Origin of the sequence: Acinetobacter sp. YH12120, assembly GCF_013418795.1 — a bacterium.
Classification (GTDB): Bacteria; Pseudomonadota; Gammaproteobacteria; order Pseudomonadales; family Moraxellaceae; genus Acinetobacter; species Acinetobacter towneri.
The window spans coordinates 1-18,104 of sequence record NZ_VPBI01000019.1; the positions used below are offsets into that span (position 1 = coordinate 1).

At 41.6% G+C, this 18,104-nt stretch carries 16 protein-coding genes and 1 pseudogene; 11 read left to right on the forward strand and 6 right to left on the reverse strand.

What is annotated here, in order from left to right:
• A pseudogene (locus tag FTU58_RS11200) lies at window positions 1-112 on the forward strand (IS982 family transposase); the annotation flags it as partial.
• 138 nt (window positions 113-250) lie between these two features.
• Complete coding sequence (locus tag FTU58_RS11205) at window positions 251-895, forward strand: acetoacetate decarboxylase family protein (RefSeq protein WP_180062448.1); 645 nt, start codon at window positions 251-253, stop codon at window positions 893-895.
• Window positions 896-935: 40 nt separating this feature from the next.
• Here FTU58_RS11205 and FTU58_RS11210 read toward each other — a convergent pair whose 3' ends face one another.
• A complete protein-coding gene (locus FTU58_RS11210) occupies window positions 936-2,009 on the reverse strand; it encodes an alpha/beta hydrolase (protein ID WP_131261892.1) in 1,074 nt (357 codons plus the stop codon).
• Window positions 2,010-2,229: 220 nt separating this feature from the next.
• Between FTU58_RS11210 and FTU58_RS11215 the strand changes: the two genes are divergently transcribed.
• The 5 genes from FTU58_RS11215 (at window position 2,230) to FTU58_RS11235 (ending at window position 7,556) form a co-directional block, all read left to right on the forward strand.
• On the forward strand, window positions 2,230-2,709 hold the full coding sequence (locus FTU58_RS11215; protein ID WP_178867890.1) for a hypothetical protein: 480 nt from the start codon (window positions 2,230-2,232) through the stop codon (window positions 2,707-2,709).
• 566 nt (window positions 2,710-3,275) lie between these two features.
• A complete protein-coding gene (gene grpE / locus FTU58_RS11220) occupies window positions 3,276-3,848 on the forward strand; it encodes a nucleotide exchange factor GrpE (protein ID WP_256734016.1) in 573 nt (190 codons plus the stop codon).
• A gap of 121 nt (window positions 3,849-3,969) precedes the next feature.
• A complete protein-coding gene (dnaK, locus tag FTU58_RS11225; RefSeq protein ID WP_104852793.1) occupies window positions 3,970-5,904 on the forward strand; it encodes a molecular chaperone DnaK in 1,935 nt (644 codons plus the stop codon).
• Between the two features lie 219 nt (window positions 5,905-6,123).
• Window positions 6,124-7,038, forward strand: coding sequence for a matrixin family metalloprotease (locus tag FTU58_RS11230; RefSeq protein WP_004969807.1), 915 nt, complete (start codon window positions 6,124-6,126; stop codon window positions 7,036-7,038).
• A 140-nt stretch (window positions 7,039-7,178) separates the two neighbouring features.
• Window positions 7,179-7,556, forward strand: a complete 378-nt coding sequence (locus FTU58_RS11235) for a hypothetical protein (protein WP_162164695.1) — start codon at window positions 7,179-7,181, stop codon at window positions 7,554-7,556.
• Window positions 7,557-7,626: 70 nt separating this feature from the next.
• Here FTU58_RS11235 and FTU58_RS11240 read toward each other — a convergent pair whose 3' ends face one another.
• The 4 genes from FTU58_RS11240 to FTU58_RS11255 all read right to left on the reverse strand — a co-directional run bounded on the left by FTU58_RS11240 (window position 7,627) and on the right by FTU58_RS11255 (window position 11,804).
• Window positions 7,627-8,913 (reverse strand): lytic murein transglycosylase, encoded by a 1,287-nt coding sequence (locus FTU58_RS11240; protein WP_004969803.1) that lies wholly within the window; start codon window positions 8,911-8,913, stop codon window positions 7,627-7,629.
• A 677-nt stretch (window positions 8,914-9,590) separates the two neighbouring features.
• Window positions 9,591-10,712: a 5-(carboxyamino)imidazole ribonucleotide synthase gene (locus tag FTU58_RS11245; RefSeq protein ID WP_104852791.1), complete on the reverse strand. Its 1,122-nt coding sequence runs from the start codon at window positions 10,710-10,712 to the stop codon at window positions 9,591-9,593.
• Window positions 10,713-10,726: 14 nt separating this feature from the next.
• Window positions 10,727-11,239: a 5-(carboxyamino)imidazole ribonucleotide mutase gene (gene purE, locus FTU58_RS11250; protein WP_004969800.1), complete on the reverse strand. Its 513-nt coding sequence runs from the start codon at window positions 11,237-11,239 to the stop codon at window positions 10,727-10,729.
• Between the two features lie 223 nt (window positions 11,240-11,462).
• Window positions 11,463-11,804, reverse strand: a complete 342-nt coding sequence (locus FTU58_RS11255; RefSeq protein WP_019836196.1) for a DMT family protein — start codon at window positions 11,802-11,804, stop codon at window positions 11,463-11,465.
• Window positions 11,805-12,044: 240 nt separating this feature from the next.
• On the opposite strand from FTU58_RS11255, the gene mpl reads away from it, so the two are divergent.
• Window positions 12,045-13,415, forward strand: coding sequence for a UDP-N-acetylmuramate:L-alanyl-gamma-D-glutamyl-meso-diaminopimelate ligase (gene mpl, locus FTU58_RS11260; protein WP_004969796.1), 1,371 nt, complete (start codon window positions 12,045-12,047; stop codon window positions 13,413-13,415).
• Window positions 13,416-13,653: 238 nt separating this feature from the next.
• On the forward strand, window positions 13,654-14,739 hold the full coding sequence (locus tag FTU58_RS11265) for a zinc-dependent alcohol dehydrogenase family protein (RefSeq protein WP_180062441.1): 1,086 nt from the start codon (window positions 13,654-13,656) through the stop codon (window positions 14,737-14,739).
• Window positions 14,740-14,900: 161 nt separating this feature from the next.
• On the opposite strand, the gene FTU58_RS11270 is transcribed toward FTU58_RS11265, so the two are convergent.
• The gene (locus FTU58_RS11270) at window positions 14,901-15,182 is read right to left on the reverse strand and encodes a GNAT family N-acetyltransferase (RefSeq protein WP_004969793.1); all 282 of its coding nucleotides are present in this window, start codon (window positions 15,180-15,182) and stop codon (window positions 14,901-14,903) included.
• 398 nt (window positions 15,183-15,580) lie between these two features.
• Here FTU58_RS11270 and FTU58_RS11275 point away from each other — a divergent pair, with 398 nt between their 5' ends.
• Window positions 15,581-16,546: a TerC family protein gene (locus FTU58_RS11275; protein ID WP_104852786.1), complete on the forward strand. Its 966-nt coding sequence runs from the start codon at window positions 15,581-15,583 to the stop codon at window positions 16,544-16,546.
• A gap of 159 nt (window positions 16,547-16,705) precedes the next feature.
• A complete protein-coding gene (gene guaD / locus FTU58_RS11280) occupies window positions 16,706-18,046 on the forward strand; it encodes a guanine deaminase (protein ID WP_154321230.1) in 1,341 nt (446 codons plus the stop codon).
• Window positions 18,047-18,104 lie beyond the last annotated feature (58 nt).

Sequence of the window (18,104 nt, forward strand, 5' to 3'; positions counted from 1 at the left end):
TCGTTCGATTGCTGGTTTTTTAGCAGGCGTATTTTCTTCACTATGTGCGTATCAACTTTGCCAAAAGAATAAGCCTAAAATTCATGTGATTAAATCTTTGGCTTATCCGTAACTGGGGTTATATTAACAATTAAAACTCAAGAAAAATAGTCCTTAGTTAAATCAAACGACACTTCATGTCGTGTCGCTTATATCTCTGACCTGAAGGACAGAGTTTTACGCTCCATTTGATAAAAATAATTCAGATCAGATCCGACTGTGTCCAGCACCTTGGCAACTTCAAGGTGAAGCCTATATTTTAAATTATTGGCTCAGCCCGCATTTTTTAAATCTGGCACAGCCTTTTGGCTTAGCACCTTCTTTTTTAGGGCGTCTTGTTCAAGTCATGTGGGTACGTTATAACGCTAGCCCCATTGGCGCTTATGATGAGCTGCTGATTTTAGATCATCCTCTATTTAGGCAGCGTCGTTTATCTACCATTCCTAAAATTTTTGTTTCAACTGAGTCTTCTGTGCAACACGGACAACAGCTTTGGGGTATTCCGAAAGAACTGGCAAGCTTTGATTGGGATATTCAAGATCGACAGATGAGTTGCAAAATACAACACGCAGATTTGCAATTCGCCATTCAACTTGAAAAATGCAATACGCAACGTAGCTTTATTGATAGTCATTACATCCCTGCTGCGCTTTTAAAAATTCAGCAAACATGGCAAGGGAAATCTTATCAATTTAATCCTTCTTTTCGCGGCAGATTAATCCCACTCAAACATGCGTCTTGGCAATCGAATCCAAGTTTGTTTCCTGATTTTAATCAGGCACGCTTCATCAATGGTTTTTACGTGCTTGAGTTCGAACTGACTTTTCCAGAAGCCGAAATCTCTACTCTGGTTTAACCGTTCCACGTGAAACAGATTAACAAAGACAACCCAAGGTTTAGCTACGTGGTCGATCCCAAAATTTTCTAAAGTTTTTACACATTTCAATGCTGATTTTTTTGGCGCGACGCGACACAAAGGTCATGCTAATAAAACCATGTGTTTGATCTAAATATTCTACATATTTTACCGTGACAGCATGTTGACGTAATTTATGTGCATAAATTTCAGCTTCATCATGCAAAACGTCATGCCCTGCTGTGACCACAAAGGCAGGCGCTAGTTTTTTCAATTTGCCAAAAGTTGGCGAAATGATTGGATCATCCAAAGCGACCTGATGCTGTGTGACATAGTGCTGGGTGACAAAATCAATATCTTGTCCCGTCAACACCAAACCATCTTTATAAGCAAAGAATGAAGGATGGCGACTCTTAAAATCTAAGGCTGGATAAATTAAAAATTGTGCGTCAGGTGCATAGGCTGAATGAGCACTACGCTGTGCAACCACCGCTGCAATATTACCACCCGCACTATCGCCTGCCACCGCTATGCGATTTTTTAAAATTTTCATTTCTCGACGATGTTGATATGCCCATGCCAAAGCATCTTCACAGACTTGAATAATCTGCTGTGGACTAGCTTCAGGCGCGAGTGGATATTCCACACTCAACACTTGTGCATGGGCATGTACCGCCATTAAGCGGCAAAATTCGTCATGACTGTCTAAACCACCCACCACAAAACCACCACCATGATAAAACACGATTAAAGGCAATTTTTTATGTGGTGCAGGATGATAATAACGCGCTGCGATATTGCCACTGGCTAAGTTTAAACGGATTTCTTCAACTCGTTTGACCGCAGTTGGAGTGCTCAGAATAGATTGCATTTGTCGATCAAATGCCTGTCTAGACTGTACAGGGTCAGCACCAATAAAACCAATTTTCCCTTGTTTTAATTGTGCCGCCATCATGCATTTAATAAATGGATCAAGGTCTGGATAATGATACGGATAACCCAAAGCTTGAGCCAAAGTATGATGTACTCGACTTGGTAACTTATTTAATGCACGTGCAGCAGCACCTTGTCCTTTGTGCAATTTATTTTTGAGAGATGAATTCAAAATTTGCATGCCTGTTCCTTTTTATATGTCTGCATGATTTGCCTAAACGCTTCATAATTTCTTCATGATCAACAGCACAGTGACCATTTTGTTATACAAGTGCTTCAATCGTTATACACATTCAAATTACCTATACGCTACCCTGCTTTTATGACGCTGTCATTGACACTATTGCGGTCTATGATTGATGTTTCAGACAAATTTACCTCATCGGCTCAGGAGGCAGAGCATGACAAAAAAATTGATCTTACTTTCGTGCGCAACTGCCATTTTAGCCGTAGGTTGCGTGGTCGTGCCTGACGAAGGTTACTACGATGGACGATATGAGCCACGCTATGACCGTCGCTATGATGATGATCATCGACGGTATGACAATGATCGGCAGCGTTGGGAATATCAACAAGGTAAAAATCGGGTTGAGTTAGAGCGTCGTAAACGTGAACTAGAACGTCGTGAATGGGAACAAAAACGACAACAGCAATTACAGCAACAACGCTATGAACAAGAGCGACAACGTTTAGCAGAGCAGCGTAAACGCTTATCGGAACAGCAGCGTAAACAGCTTGAGCAAAAGCGTAAGCAGCAAATTGAAGCTGAACAAAAAAAGCGTGAGGAAGCACGTAAACGCTGGCAACAACAACGTGATGCACAACAAAAGCGCTGGCAGGAAAACCGTAAAGACCGTGAACAACGACGTGATCGTGATTGAGTCTTGCAGCAAAGCAAAACAAATGAGGTAAAAAAAGGGCTTATTCAGAAGTTAGATAAGCCCCGAAAACACATTTAGCAATACACAAGAAACTACAGCGATATAGCATCTATGCGCAAAGAATAAGCAGTGTTAGGTTTTGTGTAAAATATATAATTACTCTCGATTAAGCTGTTTTAGCGATTAATCAACCAAAACTTAAAAACTCTAATCATACGCATGCACAATATAGTGAACAAACACCCAGTCGAATCCTGTTGATAAAACAGTGTTTTTAGCTATCTCCGTAATAAAAGCACTGGTTTAGCTGAATAATCAGCTCCCTATTACCATACTTTTTTAAACAAAAAAATATTATAAGTTTCAAAGTTTAATTTGCTTCATTCATCCGCCGACATCTTGATTCAAAATGTATTTTTTTGACCAAATTTCATGGCAATGAAAATTAATCTACTGGCACGCTTGAATTTTGCCTGCCCTGCCCCGATTTCTTAGCTAATTACGAACTTCTCTAACCATGGCAGTTCAGCAATAACGCAGTTAGCACTGACGCCAAAGGACTGTACATGTTTAAAAACCCATTTAAACGGAGTAAATCAATGGCAACTGAGCAGAACGAACAAACTCAAGACCTTGAGCAAGAGCAGACGGAACAACAAACAGCGCAAGATACTGAGCAAGCAGAAGTTCCCGTTGAGTCTTTACAAGAACAACTGAGCAAACTTGAAGAAAACCTAAAATTGGAAAAAGCACGTACTGCCAATGCAGTTTACGAAGCGGAAAAAACCAAAGAGCGTTTAGAACGTGAAGCAGATACAGCTAAAAAGTTTGCTTTAGAAAAGTTTGCTAAAGAATTATTGGATTCTGTAGACAACCTTGAGCGTGCTATTGCCGCCAATGGTGATGAAAAAACTGCCTTGTCTGAAGGTGTGGAACTGACCTTGAAATCATTACTGACCACTTTAGAAAAGTTTGGTGTGGTGGTGATTGATACAGCCAATGGTTTCAATGCAGACCTGCATCAAGCCGTAGGGATTGATCCAAATGCAAAAGCCAATGAAATTGGCAACGTATTACAAAAAGGCTACACCTTACATGGTCGCTTACTCCGCCCTGCAATGGTGATGGTTGGCGCTTAAGCCTTATAAAATCGAGAGTTGATAAAAAATTTTCATCTAAACAACTTGAAAAATTTTGATTGGCTCTCATATCGAATAACAAGTGAAAACATTGCAAAAGAATTTTTGAGGAAACATCCAAATGGCTAAAATCATTGGTATTGACTTAGGTACAACTAACTCATGTGTAGCGGTACTTGAAGGCGACAAAGTTAAAGTAATTGAAAACGCAGAAGGCGCACGTACAACTCCATCTATTATTGCTTATAAAGATGGCGAAATTCTTGTAGGTCAATCTGCAAAGCGTCAGGCTGTAACTAACCCGAAAAACACATTATTCGCAATTAAGCGTTTGATTGGTCGTCGTTATGAAGACCAAGCGGTACAAAAAGACATTGGTCTTGTGCCTTACAAAATCATCAAAGCAGACAATGGCGATGCTTGGGTTGAAGTGAATGACAAGAAACTTGCACCACAGCAAATTTCTGCAGAAACTTTGAAAAAGATGAAAAAGACTGCCGAAGATTATTTGGGCGAAACAGTTACTGAAGCCGTGATTACTGTACCTGCGTACTTTAACGATGCACAGCGCCAAGCAACCAAAGATGCGGGTAAAATTGCAGGCTTAGAAGTTAAACGTATCATCAACGAACCAACTGCTGCTGCGCTTGCATTTGGTATGGACAAGAAAGAAGGCGACCGTAAAGTTGCTGTATATGACTTGGGTGGTGGTACTTTTGACGTATCGATCATTGAAATTGCAGACCTTGATGGCGACCAACAAATTGAAGTGTTATCAACCAACGGTGATACCTTCCTTGGTGGTGAAGACTTTGACAATGCCTTGATCGAATACTTGGTTGAAGAGTTCAAAAAAGAGCAAAACTTCAACTTGAAACAAGATCCATTGGCATTACAACGTCTGAAAGAAGCGGCTGAGAAAGCAAAAATCGAGCTTTCATCTTCAAATGCGACTGAAATCAACTTGCCATATATCACTGCAGACGCAACAGGTCCGAAGCACTTGGTGATGAACGTGACTCGCGCCAAACTTGAAGGTTTGGTTGCTGATTTAGTCGCTCGTACCATTGAGCCATGTAAAGTTGCGCTACAAGATGCAGGACTTTCAACTTCTGACATCTCTGACGTGATTTTGGTGGGTGGTCAATCACGTATGCCACTTGTACAACAAAAAGTACAAGAATTCTTTGGCAAAGAGCCACGTAAAGACGTAAACCCAGACGAAGCTGTTGCAATTGGTGCAGCAATTCAGGGTGCCGTATTGTCTGGTGACAAAACTGACGTATTGCTTCTAGACGTAACTCCGTTAACGCTTGGTATTGAAACTATGGGTGGCGTGTTGACGCCAATCATTGAGAAAAACACCACGATTCCTGCGAAGAAATCTCAAGTGTTCTCAACAGCGGCAGACAACCAGCCTGCAGTAGACATTTCAGTTTACCAAGGTGAGCGTAAAATGGCTCAACAAAACAAATTGTTGGGTAACTTCCAATTAGGTGACATTCCACCAGCGCCACGCGGTGTGCCACAAATTGAAGTTTCGTTCGACATTAACGCTGACGGTATCTTGAAAGTGTCTGCAAAAGACAAGAGCACAGGCAAAGAACAATCGATTCAAATTAAAGCAAACTCTGGTTTGAGCGATGCTGAAATTGAAGCGATGATTAAAGATGCTGAAGCAAATGCTGAAGAAGACCGTAAGTTTGAAGAACTTGCAAAAGCACGTAACGAAGCGGATGCTTTAGTTTCTTCTGCTCAAAAAGCAGTAAAAGACCTTGGTGAACAAGTGACTGCCGATGAAAAAACTGCGATTGAAACAGCAGTGACTGAGCTTGAAGCCAGCACTAAAGAAAATGATGTAGATGCGATCAAAGCGAAAACTGAAGCGCTTCAAAACATCATCATGCCAATTACGCAACGTGCGTATGAAGCTGCACAAGGTCAAGGCGGTGCACAAGGTTTTGACCCGAATGCATTCCAAGGCGATGCAGGTCAAAAAGCCGATGATGGCGTAGTCGATGCTGAATTCACTGAAGTCAAAGATGATAAAAAATAATTTGTCGCTTTAACGCACATCAAAAACCGCGCTGCAAGCAATTGCAGCGCGGTTTTTCTTTTCGATATCCATACACTGACTTCAAGATTTAAATGAAAGAGCACAGACAATTGGACGCTCAACCGAGTACAATAGATAAAATGATGCTCTAACTGCAAATAGATTGAGTTTCTGCCCTACTTTCGGCTACAGTAAACCCAAAAAAGGATGCCGCTAGCAATGCGTTTGTTTCTATTGGGTGCAATCATACTGTTTTCTATCTTGCTGATTTATCAAAATATTCAACATCCTCATACACGACACAATACTGCACTAGATCATTTAAAACATCCTTTAGATACTCGCTTACGTTATCGTATTGCTGAAGTCGATCCGCGTTTTGGCTTAAGCCATGCCGATTTACTACAACTGAGTCAGGAAGCCACCCATATTTGGAAACAAGGGACGGGACAAGATTATTTTGTATATGACCCGAACGCCAAGCTCGCCATTCACTTGATTTATGATCAACGTCAAGATGAATCAAACCAACGCCAACAACAACTTACAGCCATTGAACAACGCCAACAACACTGGAACAATCAAAACCAAAATATTCAAGCACTAAAACAAGAAATTGCAGATAAAAATCAACAACTTGATGCAAAAAAAATGCTATTTGAACAACAACTTGAACAATACAATCGTCAAGTACAGCAAATTAACCAAAGTGGTGGGCTACATCCTTCGCAACAGGAAATTTTTGCAGCCAAAAAACAAGAAATCCAGCAACACATGTGGAGTTTAGAACACGAAATAGCGCAATTTAATCAGCAAATTAACCAGCTCAATCAACAAGTCGATGCCCTCAATCAACTTAATCAAGACATTGATGTATCCATCCAGCAATTTAATGCACGTTTTCAACCACGTTTATTTGATAAAGGCAGCTTTGATGGTCAGGCCATTCGGATTTATGAGTTTCAATCTAAAGATGATTTACGTCTAACTTTGGCGCATGAATTTGGTCATGCTTTGGGTTTAGCACACCATAACGACCCTTATGCCTTAATGTATCCAATGCTAAAAGATCAGCAGTTGCAGAATTTCCAACTGCGCCCTGCCGATCTCGATTTACTCCATGCACGGCATTGAGCAATCTGGCAAACTGAAGTGACTAAAACACAAAACTCCCCTCACCCTGTACGATAGTTGCATATCCATTACACGTGCAAAGGCAGCAAATTTACTCATTTCATGTTATTGTGAAGGCTCTGTATAACCCTGAACGATCTGTGGAGATTCATGTGAGTTACTACCATATCCTGATTGAAGTAAATGACCACATCAGCACGATTGAACAAAGCCGTGATATCGAAATTTTTGATATTGTTGAGCTTCAACCTTGTCTCCACTCGATTTTATTGCCGTATTTTAATGAGCAAGTGATTGAACTTGAAGATGAAAATATTGAATACAAAGATATTTTGCATCTTGAGGTTAGACAGACCTTATTACCAATTGAACACCTGATTGAAGAAGAACAGCGTTTGCTGCCAAGTGATACCGACATCACCATTTCAGCTTATGAAATTTTTAATAACAAAGAATTAAGCCAAGATGTCACGACTGTGATTTTTGATTTGCTTGAAGCAGTGAAAATTGAACCTTAATCCCCTGTTTTAAGACAAAAATTAAAAAGGTCTGCACATTTGCAGACCTTTTTAATGCAATCACAACAACTTATTGCATCATTTGTTTGGCCGCTTCATTACGAAACGCTCTTAAAATTTGCTGCCCTGCCCGACCTGTTGCAGCCAAGCCGAGTCGAGTCTGTTCCTGACGAATCGCTTGACGGGTTTTGTCGCCAATTAAACCATCCACTTCACCAATGTCATAACCACGGCTTAACAAAAAGCGTTGAATTTCACGGCGTTCTGCGCGGGATGTACCTGCATCATCGGTTGGCCAAGCGGTGCGGAATGCAGACTGCCCCATTAAACGATCTGATAAATGCGCAATCGCTAAGGCATAACTTTCTGCTGCGTTATAGCTATAAATGGCATCGAAGTTTCTAAACACTAAGAATACAGGGCCATTCGCACCTGCAGGTGCCATCAAGCCTGCCTGACTACTGCCCGATAAATTGCCCTGAATTAATGCCGAACCATCTGCACGAGTCAACCCACGATTAACCCAACTGCTGAGGGATTTTTTATTGCGTCGCCCTTCACCACTCAAAGACATGCCTGCAGGCACTTTGACTTCAAAGCCCCACGGCTGCCCTGTTTGCCAGCCGCGACGTTTTAAAAAGTTAGCGGTGGAAGCCAAAGCATCTGGAATACTAGATACTAAGTCACGGCGACCATCACCATCAAAATCGACCGCCAACTCATCATAGGTCGATGGCATAAACTGAGTATGCCCAAACGCCCCTGCCCATGAGCCTTTTAATTGTGATTCAGTGACATCACCACGTTGCAATAAACGCATGGTGGTAAAAAACTCACCTCGGAAATAGCTTTGACGGCGTCCTTCACAGCTCAAGGTACCTAGCGCTTGCAATAATGGATAGGATCCTGAAATCGCACCAAAGTTACTTTCTACACCCCAAACCGCCACTACGGTTTCTGCAGGTACGCCATAGGCTGCTGCAACACGATTGAGCACATCACGGTGCTGTGCCAATTTCTGCTGTCCTGCCTGCACGCGCTCATCATCGACCAAGCCTGAGAGATAATCCCAGATTGGCGTAGAAAATTCAGGTTGGTAATTTAAACGCTCAATGACTGAATAATCTGGACTGAGATTTTGAGTATAGCGATCATAACTGCTGCCACTCACCCCTTTGGCAATGGCTTGGCTGCGTAAATTGGCCAAACAACTTTGAAAATGGTTTTGTGGTTGAAAATTTGCAGATGTACTGACCGTTGGTGTTACGGTGACAGATTTTCCATTGATAATCAGTTCTGCCTGAACCTGAGTAGCTGCCATTGCAGCTGTCGCAAAAATCACAGCGAAACGATGCATAATACCCTTTAATGTGTTTTGAATTTAAATCTTGGCTTTACCATAACACCTTCAGCCACAGAGATCAGATGAAAATCTGTAACTTTAAATTCATTTACACAGTTTTAAATTCATTTTCTCGTTTTAAATTTAAAACACTTATCCACAAGTACAGCATCTCACATTTTTAAATTCAAAATCACAACACATGATAAGACTTTTAAATTTAAAAGTTTAAATTCAAATTAAACCAACCCAAGTTACCCACAAAACACGACATTCACTGCATATTTACGATGTATTGCTTTGAATTTAAAAGTAGCTTTTTAAATTTAAAGATCAAAAGAACCGCTACTTTATTTAAATTCAAAACTGCAGATCTATCTTTAAATTCATTTCTGATATTTAAATTCAAAGTTGAAGCATCGCTTTAAATTTAAAACGCGCTATTTGAATTTAAAGTTTTGAATTCATAATTATCATCTGTTTCCCATCAGACTTGTGCGCATTTTTATTTTAAGTATTGCTTTGCTACGGTGATGGTTGCTTATTCAGCCTGATCTATCTTAATCAACCTAAAATTACAGCGTCAATCCTAGACAGATTAACGGTAGAACACCTTAAAAATAGGCAGAATAAAAACGTGAAAGTATAAAAAAGCGCTCATCGTGATGAGCGCTTTGGTGTCATTTTTAAATTTACAAGCTCATATCAGCACTGAGCGCCAATGGATTTGGTAAAATTTTTGCCAATTGGCGGCATAAATCTGTCAATTCAGCGGCATCATTCGGCATTAAAGTAATATGCCCAATTTTACGGCCTTCACGCTCAGTTTTATTGTACAAATGCAAATGTGCGCCATTCAATGCCAACACATCTTCAGTTTTGGGATGCTGACCAATAATATTGACCATCACCGTTGGACGTACCACTTCAGTTGAGCCTAACGGTAAACCTGCTACAGCACGAATATGGTTCTCAAACTGCGAACACACCGCGCCTTCAATTGACCAGTGACCTGAGTTATGCACACGAGGTGCCATCTCGTTGGCATACAAGCCCTTGTCAGTGACAAATAGCTCTAGCGTTAATACACCAACATAATTTAAGTGATTGAGCAGGCGAGTGATGTAGTCTTGCGCCACAGGCTGTAAGTCTGCGCTGTTTGGTGCAGGGACAATCGAATGCGACAAAATACCGTTGTGATGATGGTTTTCTGCCAATGGCCAAGTTTTTACTTCACCATTTTGACCACGCACCGCAATAATAGATACTTCACGTGAAAAAGTAACAAAACTTTCTGCAATCAAGCTGCCTGCAGGGCCAAGTTCTGCCCATGCTTGTTCAATCTGATCTGCACTGCGCAGTACAAACTGACCTTTGCCATCATAGCCGCCTGTTGCGGTTTTTAGCACAATTGGCAGACCGAGTTCAGCTACAGCAGCCTGTAAACTTTCCAGCGAGTTGACGGCTTGGTACGGCGCAACAGGAATCGCCAATTCATCAAATAAGCCTTTTTCCAGCAAGCGGTTTTGGGCAATTGCCAAAGCCTGACGTGGTGGATGCAAGTCTTTGTGCTTAATCAATACATCAACATCAGCCAACGGAGTATTTTCAAACTCAAGGCTGAATACATCGGCACTGTGTATAAAATCTTGTAGGCTATTTTCGCTTTTGCTGGCAAAAACCTGACCCAAGGTTGCCGCTGGGCAATCTGGACTGGCTTCAAAAAAGGTACATTGAATATTTAAGGGTAAAGCCGCTTGTGCCATCATGCGACCCAATTGACCGCCACCAAAAATACCGATGGTCTTATCCATAGTAATTGTCCCGCTTAAGCCTGACCTGGAATATTGTTGCTTGAAACTTTCTCAGTTTGCGCGGCACGGAAATTGACAACATTTTGTGCAATCTCTGGACGGGTTAAACCTAAAATTTGGGCTGCCATAATTGCCGCATTGGTTGCTCCCGCAGGACCAATCGCCAATGTACCTACCGCAATACCCGCAGGCATTTGCACAATTGAAAGTAATGAATCGACACCATTTAAAATTGAAGATTTCACTGGCACACCTAAAACAGGTAAATCAGTTTTAGCTGCACACATACCTGGTAAGTGTGCGGCACCACCAGCGCCTGCAATAATCACCTGAATGCCACGATCACGCGCTTGCTCAGCATATTCAAATAAGCGATCTGGGGTACGGTGTGCAGAAACGACTTCCGCTTCAAATGGGACACCAAGCTGCTTCAGCATATTGGCAGTGTGTTCGAGAGTTGCCCAATCCGATTGAGAACCCATGATAATTCCAACGAGAGGAGCGTCTTGTGCAGCGGCCGCGTTCATTACAAATATTCCAGAAACGAAACTAAGGAAAGAGAAATTCAGGCGAGAAAGCCAAGCTTGAATAAGAACTCCACATTATAGACTGATTTTTCGACTTGTTAAAATTGAACACGGCGACTCAACCGACTTTTTTGATTATTTTTATCGGGTTATTTTAAAGAATTGAAAACAGTTAAACAAAATAGGTGAACCTAAAGCTATTCAAGCGAGCTAAAACTCGTCTTTAAGGCGCACGAAATACAAAATACACGCAACCACATAAACATAAGGCTGCCCATAAATAATCCAGTTTAAAAGGTTGCTTAAACAGAAAAATCATAAACGGTACAAACACCAATAAAGTCACAACTTCTTGGGTAATTTTCATTTGACCTACCGCCCAGCCATGCTGCGCCAGCAAACGGGTAGCAGGAATCATCAAACTGTATTCAAATAGGGCGATCACCCAACTGAATAAAATTGCCTGCCACAGCGGAGCATCATGTGGTAAAAACTTGAGATGACCATACCACGCCAAGGTCATAAAACAGTTTGCAATCACCAAAAGTAAAAGTGCTGAAGACATTGTGTCGTACTATCTTAAAAATTCAGTTTTATTTTACGAGCTATTTGCCATAAAAAATGCAAGAGCAGCAATTTTTTACATCCTTTGGCGCAGATTCAGCGCTGAAAAATCCCTGAAATGAGATACAAGAATCACTATCTTTTCGCCAAAACCCTTGCTATCGTTGCTTCAAATCAAGTTAATCACGACAACAGCACAAAAATACGTGATGTGTCTATAAAAGCAGTGGAGTAAGGCGGAATGCATCTGCATATTTTGGGTATTTGTGGCACATTTATGGGCTCATTGGCACTTTTGGCCCGCGATTTAGGACATACCGTCACAGGTTCAGACCAAAACGTCTATCCACCGATGTCGACTCAACTGGAAAATGCAGGCATTACCTTAATGCAAGGTTATGACCGCAGCCATTTACAACCGCATCCAGATTTAGTGATTGTGGGCAATGCCATGAAACGTGGGATTGATGCGGTTGAATACATGCTGAATGCAGGTTTACCGTATATTTCTGGCCCGCAATTTTTGGCCGATCATGTCTTGCAAGGCAAACACGTACTGGGCGTTGCAGGCACGCACGGCAAAACCACCACCACCACCATGTTGGCGTGGGTATTGGATCAGGCAGGCTTAGAACCGGGCTTTTTAATTGGCGGCGTTCCTTTAGGCTTTAGTGAAAGTGCACGTTTGGGTGCAGGCAAGTATTTCTGTGTCGAAGCCGATGAATACGACTCTGCGTTTTTTGATAAACGCTCCAAGTTCGTACATTACCATCCTAAAACCGCCATTTTAAATAACCTTGAATTTGACCATGCCGATATTTTTGATGATTTGGCCGCAATTCAAAAACAATTCCATCATTTGGTGCGTACCATCCCAAGTGAAGGGCGCATTATTGCCCCAATTACAGAAACCCATATTGATGAAGTGTTAGAAATGGGTTGCTGGACACCTGTGCTACGTACTTCGCTCAATGCAGATCCACAAGCGGAACTGTATGCAGAACAACTTGCAGCAGATGGTTCACATTTTAAAGTTCTGAAAAATGGTGTGCTACAAGGTGAAGTGCGCTGGAATATGACTGGGCAACACAGTGTCGCCAATGCCTTGGCAACCATCGCCGCAGCAGAGCATGTTGGGGTTGCAATTGAAACCGCATGTGCAGCGCTGTCCAATTTTGGTGGGGTGAAACGCCGTATGGAGTTATTAGGCACCATACGCGGCATTGAAGTCTATGATGACTTTGCCCACCATCCAACCGCAATTGAAACCACACTGGACGGCGCACGTAAGCGTTTGGGTGAGCGTAAGCTTTGGGCGATTATTGAACCACGTTCCAACACCATGCGCATGGGCAGTCATAAAGAGGGCTTGGCAGATTCAGCACGTTTGGCCGATGCTGTAATTTGGTATCAACCTGAAGGTTTAGACTGGGATTTACAGCCTGTGGTTGCGGCTGCTCGCAATCATGCGGTGGTGGCCAATACTTTGGATGAAATTATTCAAAAAATCGTGAGCCAAGCAGGTGAGGGCGATGCAGTGGTGATTATGTCAAATGGTGGATTTGGTGGTTTACATCAAAAACTCATTCAAGCGTTGCAACACACGGCTTAAAATCGCTTAAACTGATTTAAAACTCTTTCAAAAAAAATCCCCTGTTTTTGGCAAAAAATAGGGGATTTTTATATTAATTATAAATTTATATATTATAATTATTAAAAGCAACAATACTGCTCATGAACTTGTCATCTTGACCTGTTACTTTAAAAAGATTACATCCTGCGAGCATGACGGTTGCTACAGGTTGGCTGCTGGATGTCTTTCATCATTATTACTAAGAAGGATGGTCACAATGTCAAAAACAATGAAAGCCATGGTCTACCACGGCGCCAATGATATTCGTTTTGAAGAACGCCCACGTCCAGAAATTTTACAACCAACAGATGCCGTGATTCGTCTCACCAAAACTACCATTTGCGGTACTGACTTAGGTATTTGGAAAGGTAAAAACCCAGAAATTCAAGACACTGCAGTTGCCAAGACAGGGCTATTTGATGGCCGTATTTTAGGTCACGAAGGTATCGGGATTGTTGAAGAAGTCGGTTCGGCAGTCAAAAATTTCAAAAAAGGCGACAAGGTCATTATTTCTTGTGTCAGCCGTTGTGGTACTTGTGAAAACTGTCAAAAACAACTCTATGCACACTGCCAAAATGAAGGCGGTTGGATCATGGGATATATGATTGATGGTACTCATGCTGAATATGTCCGTACTCCATTTGCAGACACTTCTTTATATTTGCTGCCTGAAGGTTTAAATGAAGAAGTTGCGGTTTTCTTGTCTGATGTATTGCCAACTTCACATGAAATTGGTGTGCAATACGGCAATGTTAAACCTGGTGATACCATTGCCATTGTGGGTACAGGTCCAATTGGCATGGGTTGTCTGCTTACCGCACAGTTCTATTCTCCTGCACAAATTATCGCAGTCGATATGGACGATAACCGCTTGGCGATGGCAAAAGAGTTGGGTGCAACCCATACCATTAACTCTGCCAAAGAAGATGCGGTACAACGTATTTTAGAGATTACAGGTGGTCGCGGGGTAGACTGTGCCATGGAAGCTGTAGGTGTCGAAGCCACTTGGGATATTTGCCAAAATATCGTGAAAGAGGGCGGACATATTGCCAATGTGGGCGTACATGGTAAGTCGGTAAATTTTGAGTTAAACAAACTCTGGATTAAAAACCTGACCATCACTACGGGTTTGGTGAATACCAATACGACAGGTATGCTGTTAAAAACCTGCTGTTCAGGCAAATTACCTTTAGAAAAACTGGCAACGCACCATTTTAAATTCTCTGAATTTGAAAAAGCCTATGATGTGTTTAAACATGCTTCAGATGAAAATGCCATGAAAGTGATGATTAATTACGAATAATCTTGGCTTAACTATGTTACAAAAAAGCCAATCTACGCGCTGTGGATTGGCTTTTTTGGGCTTTTATAATATTTTCAAGAAAATTTTAGACTGCACGACAGACGAAGTCTGCATGCTGTTTTAATACCAACACATTAGATTATTTCAACGTAGAAAGACTTTTAAGCCACGACATCAGCATATTGTGTATCTGTTTCAAAAGCCGTCTCAATATAAGAGCACACGGGTACAATTTTTAGCTGCTTTTCACGTGCAAAGGCGACCAAAATATCTAATAGCTGACGGGCAACCCCTTGACCTCGTAATGTCAGATCGACCCAAGTGTGATCTGCTAAAATAGTGTGATCATCTTGATATTGATAAGTAATTTCAGCGATATGCCGACCATCTCGTTCAATAAAAAACTCGCCACCGCGTTGGGTTTCTTGATGTTGAATTTGCATAAGTCCACCTATCAAACTAAATCTATTTTTTCAATTTGCCACACTCTTTACGAAATATTGTGCTGAATTTGTACAAATTAAAGTGATTTACCATACAGAATAAATTGCACAACACTTAAAATTATGTAATTCTTTACGCAGATTTAGGCAGCGTCCTAATCCCAAATTATGTTGAACAAGGGGAGTAGCCTCCTCCAAGCGTTAAAATATAACTTTAACGTGTCAGCGTTTCGTCATTACACTTTGCAAAAAGTCGGACGCTGAGCATAGTGCACATACTTGTTGATACAAGTCCGCTCTATGTAGGCAAGACCTTGATCATGTTGTTACAGATGTTTGAAATCATCTGACAACAGGTCAAGGTTTTTTTGTGGCCAGTTGTTGGATGTGGAGATTGTATGGAATCCATCGGCAATTTATGGCTATATCTGGTCTTTTTTGCAATTGTTGCAGTCATGCTCGCCATTGACTTCTTAGGCTTTAAACAAAAAGCAGGCGAATCGGTCAAAGTCAAAACCGCTGCGTATTGGAGTATCGCCTGGGTCAGTGTGGCAGCTTTATTTGGTGGCGGTTTATGGCTGTATCTTAAACACAGCGTTGGGCTAGAAGTCGCCAACACCAAAGTCATGGAATACTTTGCGGGTTATTTGCTGGAAAAATCACTGGCGATTGATAATGTATTCGTTTGGTTGATGATCTTCGCCGCATTCGCCATCCCACCGGGCTTACAGCGTAAAATTTTACTCTACGGCGTACTGGGCGCAATTATTCTCAGAACCATTTTTATTTTTATTGGAGCTTGGTTTGTACAAGAATTCTCCTGGATTTTGTATATTTTTGGCGCATTTTTGGTCTACACAGGCTTTAAATTCTTAAAAGGTCCAGAGCAAGAAGCCAGCAATATTGAAGATATGGCGTTGTTGAAATGGCTACGCAAACACATGCGTATTACCCCAACACTGGAAAAAGATCAGTTTTTTGTGCGCCAAAATGGTGTACTTTGGGCAACGCCATTATTTTTAGTTTTAATTTTGGTCGAAGCATCTGACGTTATTTTTGCCGTGGATTCTATCCCTGCAATTTTTGCCGTGACTACCGATCCGTTTATTGTACTCACTGCAAATCTTATGGCTATTTTGGGCTTACGTGCCATGTTTTTCTTGCTCTCAGGCGCAGCCACTAAAATGCATTATTTACCGTATGGACTGGGTTTAATTTTACTATTTATTGGCTTTAAAATGCTGATGTTAGATGTATTCCACATGCCTATCTGGATTTCACTCGGCTTTATTGTACTTGTGCTGACAATCACTGCGTGGTTATCAATTCGACATAGTCGAAAACACCATGAAACCACATTATAAAATTTAACAGTCCCCACCATCGTTGCAAGCCTTCTTTCGAGAAGGCTTTTTGTATTCATTTCACCAAGTTTTAATTTACCGTACGATAAATTTTATCGTACTGCTGCAAGCTACATTTAAGGTACAATCTCTTGAAAAATGAAAAATGTAGGTTGTTTTATGCCATCTCCTGTACAACGCACCGCAATTCGTGGTCGCTTTCTTGATTTCAAAAACTGTACCAGCCAAGCCGATCAAATTTCAGAACAAGTCCGTTATGTAGACGATGGCTTGTTAATTTGCGAACAAGGCAAAATTCAGTGGTTTGGTTCATGGCAAGAAGGGCAGGCAAAGCTAAACGCCAACACAGAGTTCCATCATTATCCTGACCATCTCATTGTGCCTGGCTTCATCGACACCCATATTCATTTTCCACAGACTGAAATGATTGGCGCGTATGGTGAACAATTACTGGAATGGCTGAATACTTATACTTTTCCGACTGAACTGCAATTTGCAGATAAAGCCTATGCAGATCAGATTGCACAATTTTTTGTGCAGGAATTACTGAAAAATGGCACCACCACAGCTTTGGTGTTTTGTACGGTACATCCTGAATCGGTAGATGCGTTGTTTGAAGCGGCAGCACAACATCAAATGCGTTTAATTGCAGGTAAAGTGCTGATGGATCGGCATGCACCTGAAGCATTGTGTGACAGTGCAGACTCAGGCTATACAGACTCTAAAGCGTTGATTGAAAAATGGCATGGAAAAGGACGTAATCTCTACGCGATTACGCCACGTTTTGCACCGACTTCTAGCCCTGAGCAACTGGCGCGGGCAGGGCAACTCAAAGCCGAATATCCCGATGTTTATGTACATACCCATTTAAGTGAAAATCACAATGAAATTGCGTGGGTGAAACAATTATTTCCAGAGCAAAATGGATATTTAGATGTTTATCATCACTATGGTTTAACAGGTTCACGTTCGGTTTTTGCGCATTGCGTGCATTTAGAAGAACATGAATGGCAATGTCTGCATCATACCGATTCTGCAATTGCCTTTTGTCCAAGCTCCAATTTATTTTTGGGCAGCGGTTTATTTCCGCTGCATAAAACTTGGGAGCGACAGGTGAAGGTCGGTTTAGGTACAGATATTGGCGCAGGCACCACGTTTAATGTACTGCATATCCTCAATGAAGCCTATAAAGTACAACAACTGCAAGGGGCAAAACTCTCTGCTTTTGAAGCGTTGTATCACGCCACATTAGGTGCTGCCAAAGCTTTGGACTTAGACGATAAGCTGGGGAATTTTAAGGTAGGCAAAGAAGCCGATTTTGTGGTGCTGGACTTAAATGCCACCGCTTTACAACGCTTACGACAACAACGTTCCAAACATCTTGAAGATGCATTATTTGCCCTCATTACTTTAGCAGATGACCGTAATATTCATGCGACCTATATTTATGGACAACGTGCCTACTACCAACCCGATCAAAACTCAGCAGCAGGTGGCTAAACCTACGCAACCCTCGTATATAAAACCCATCGGATGGGCAATGCTGATACTCGGTTGT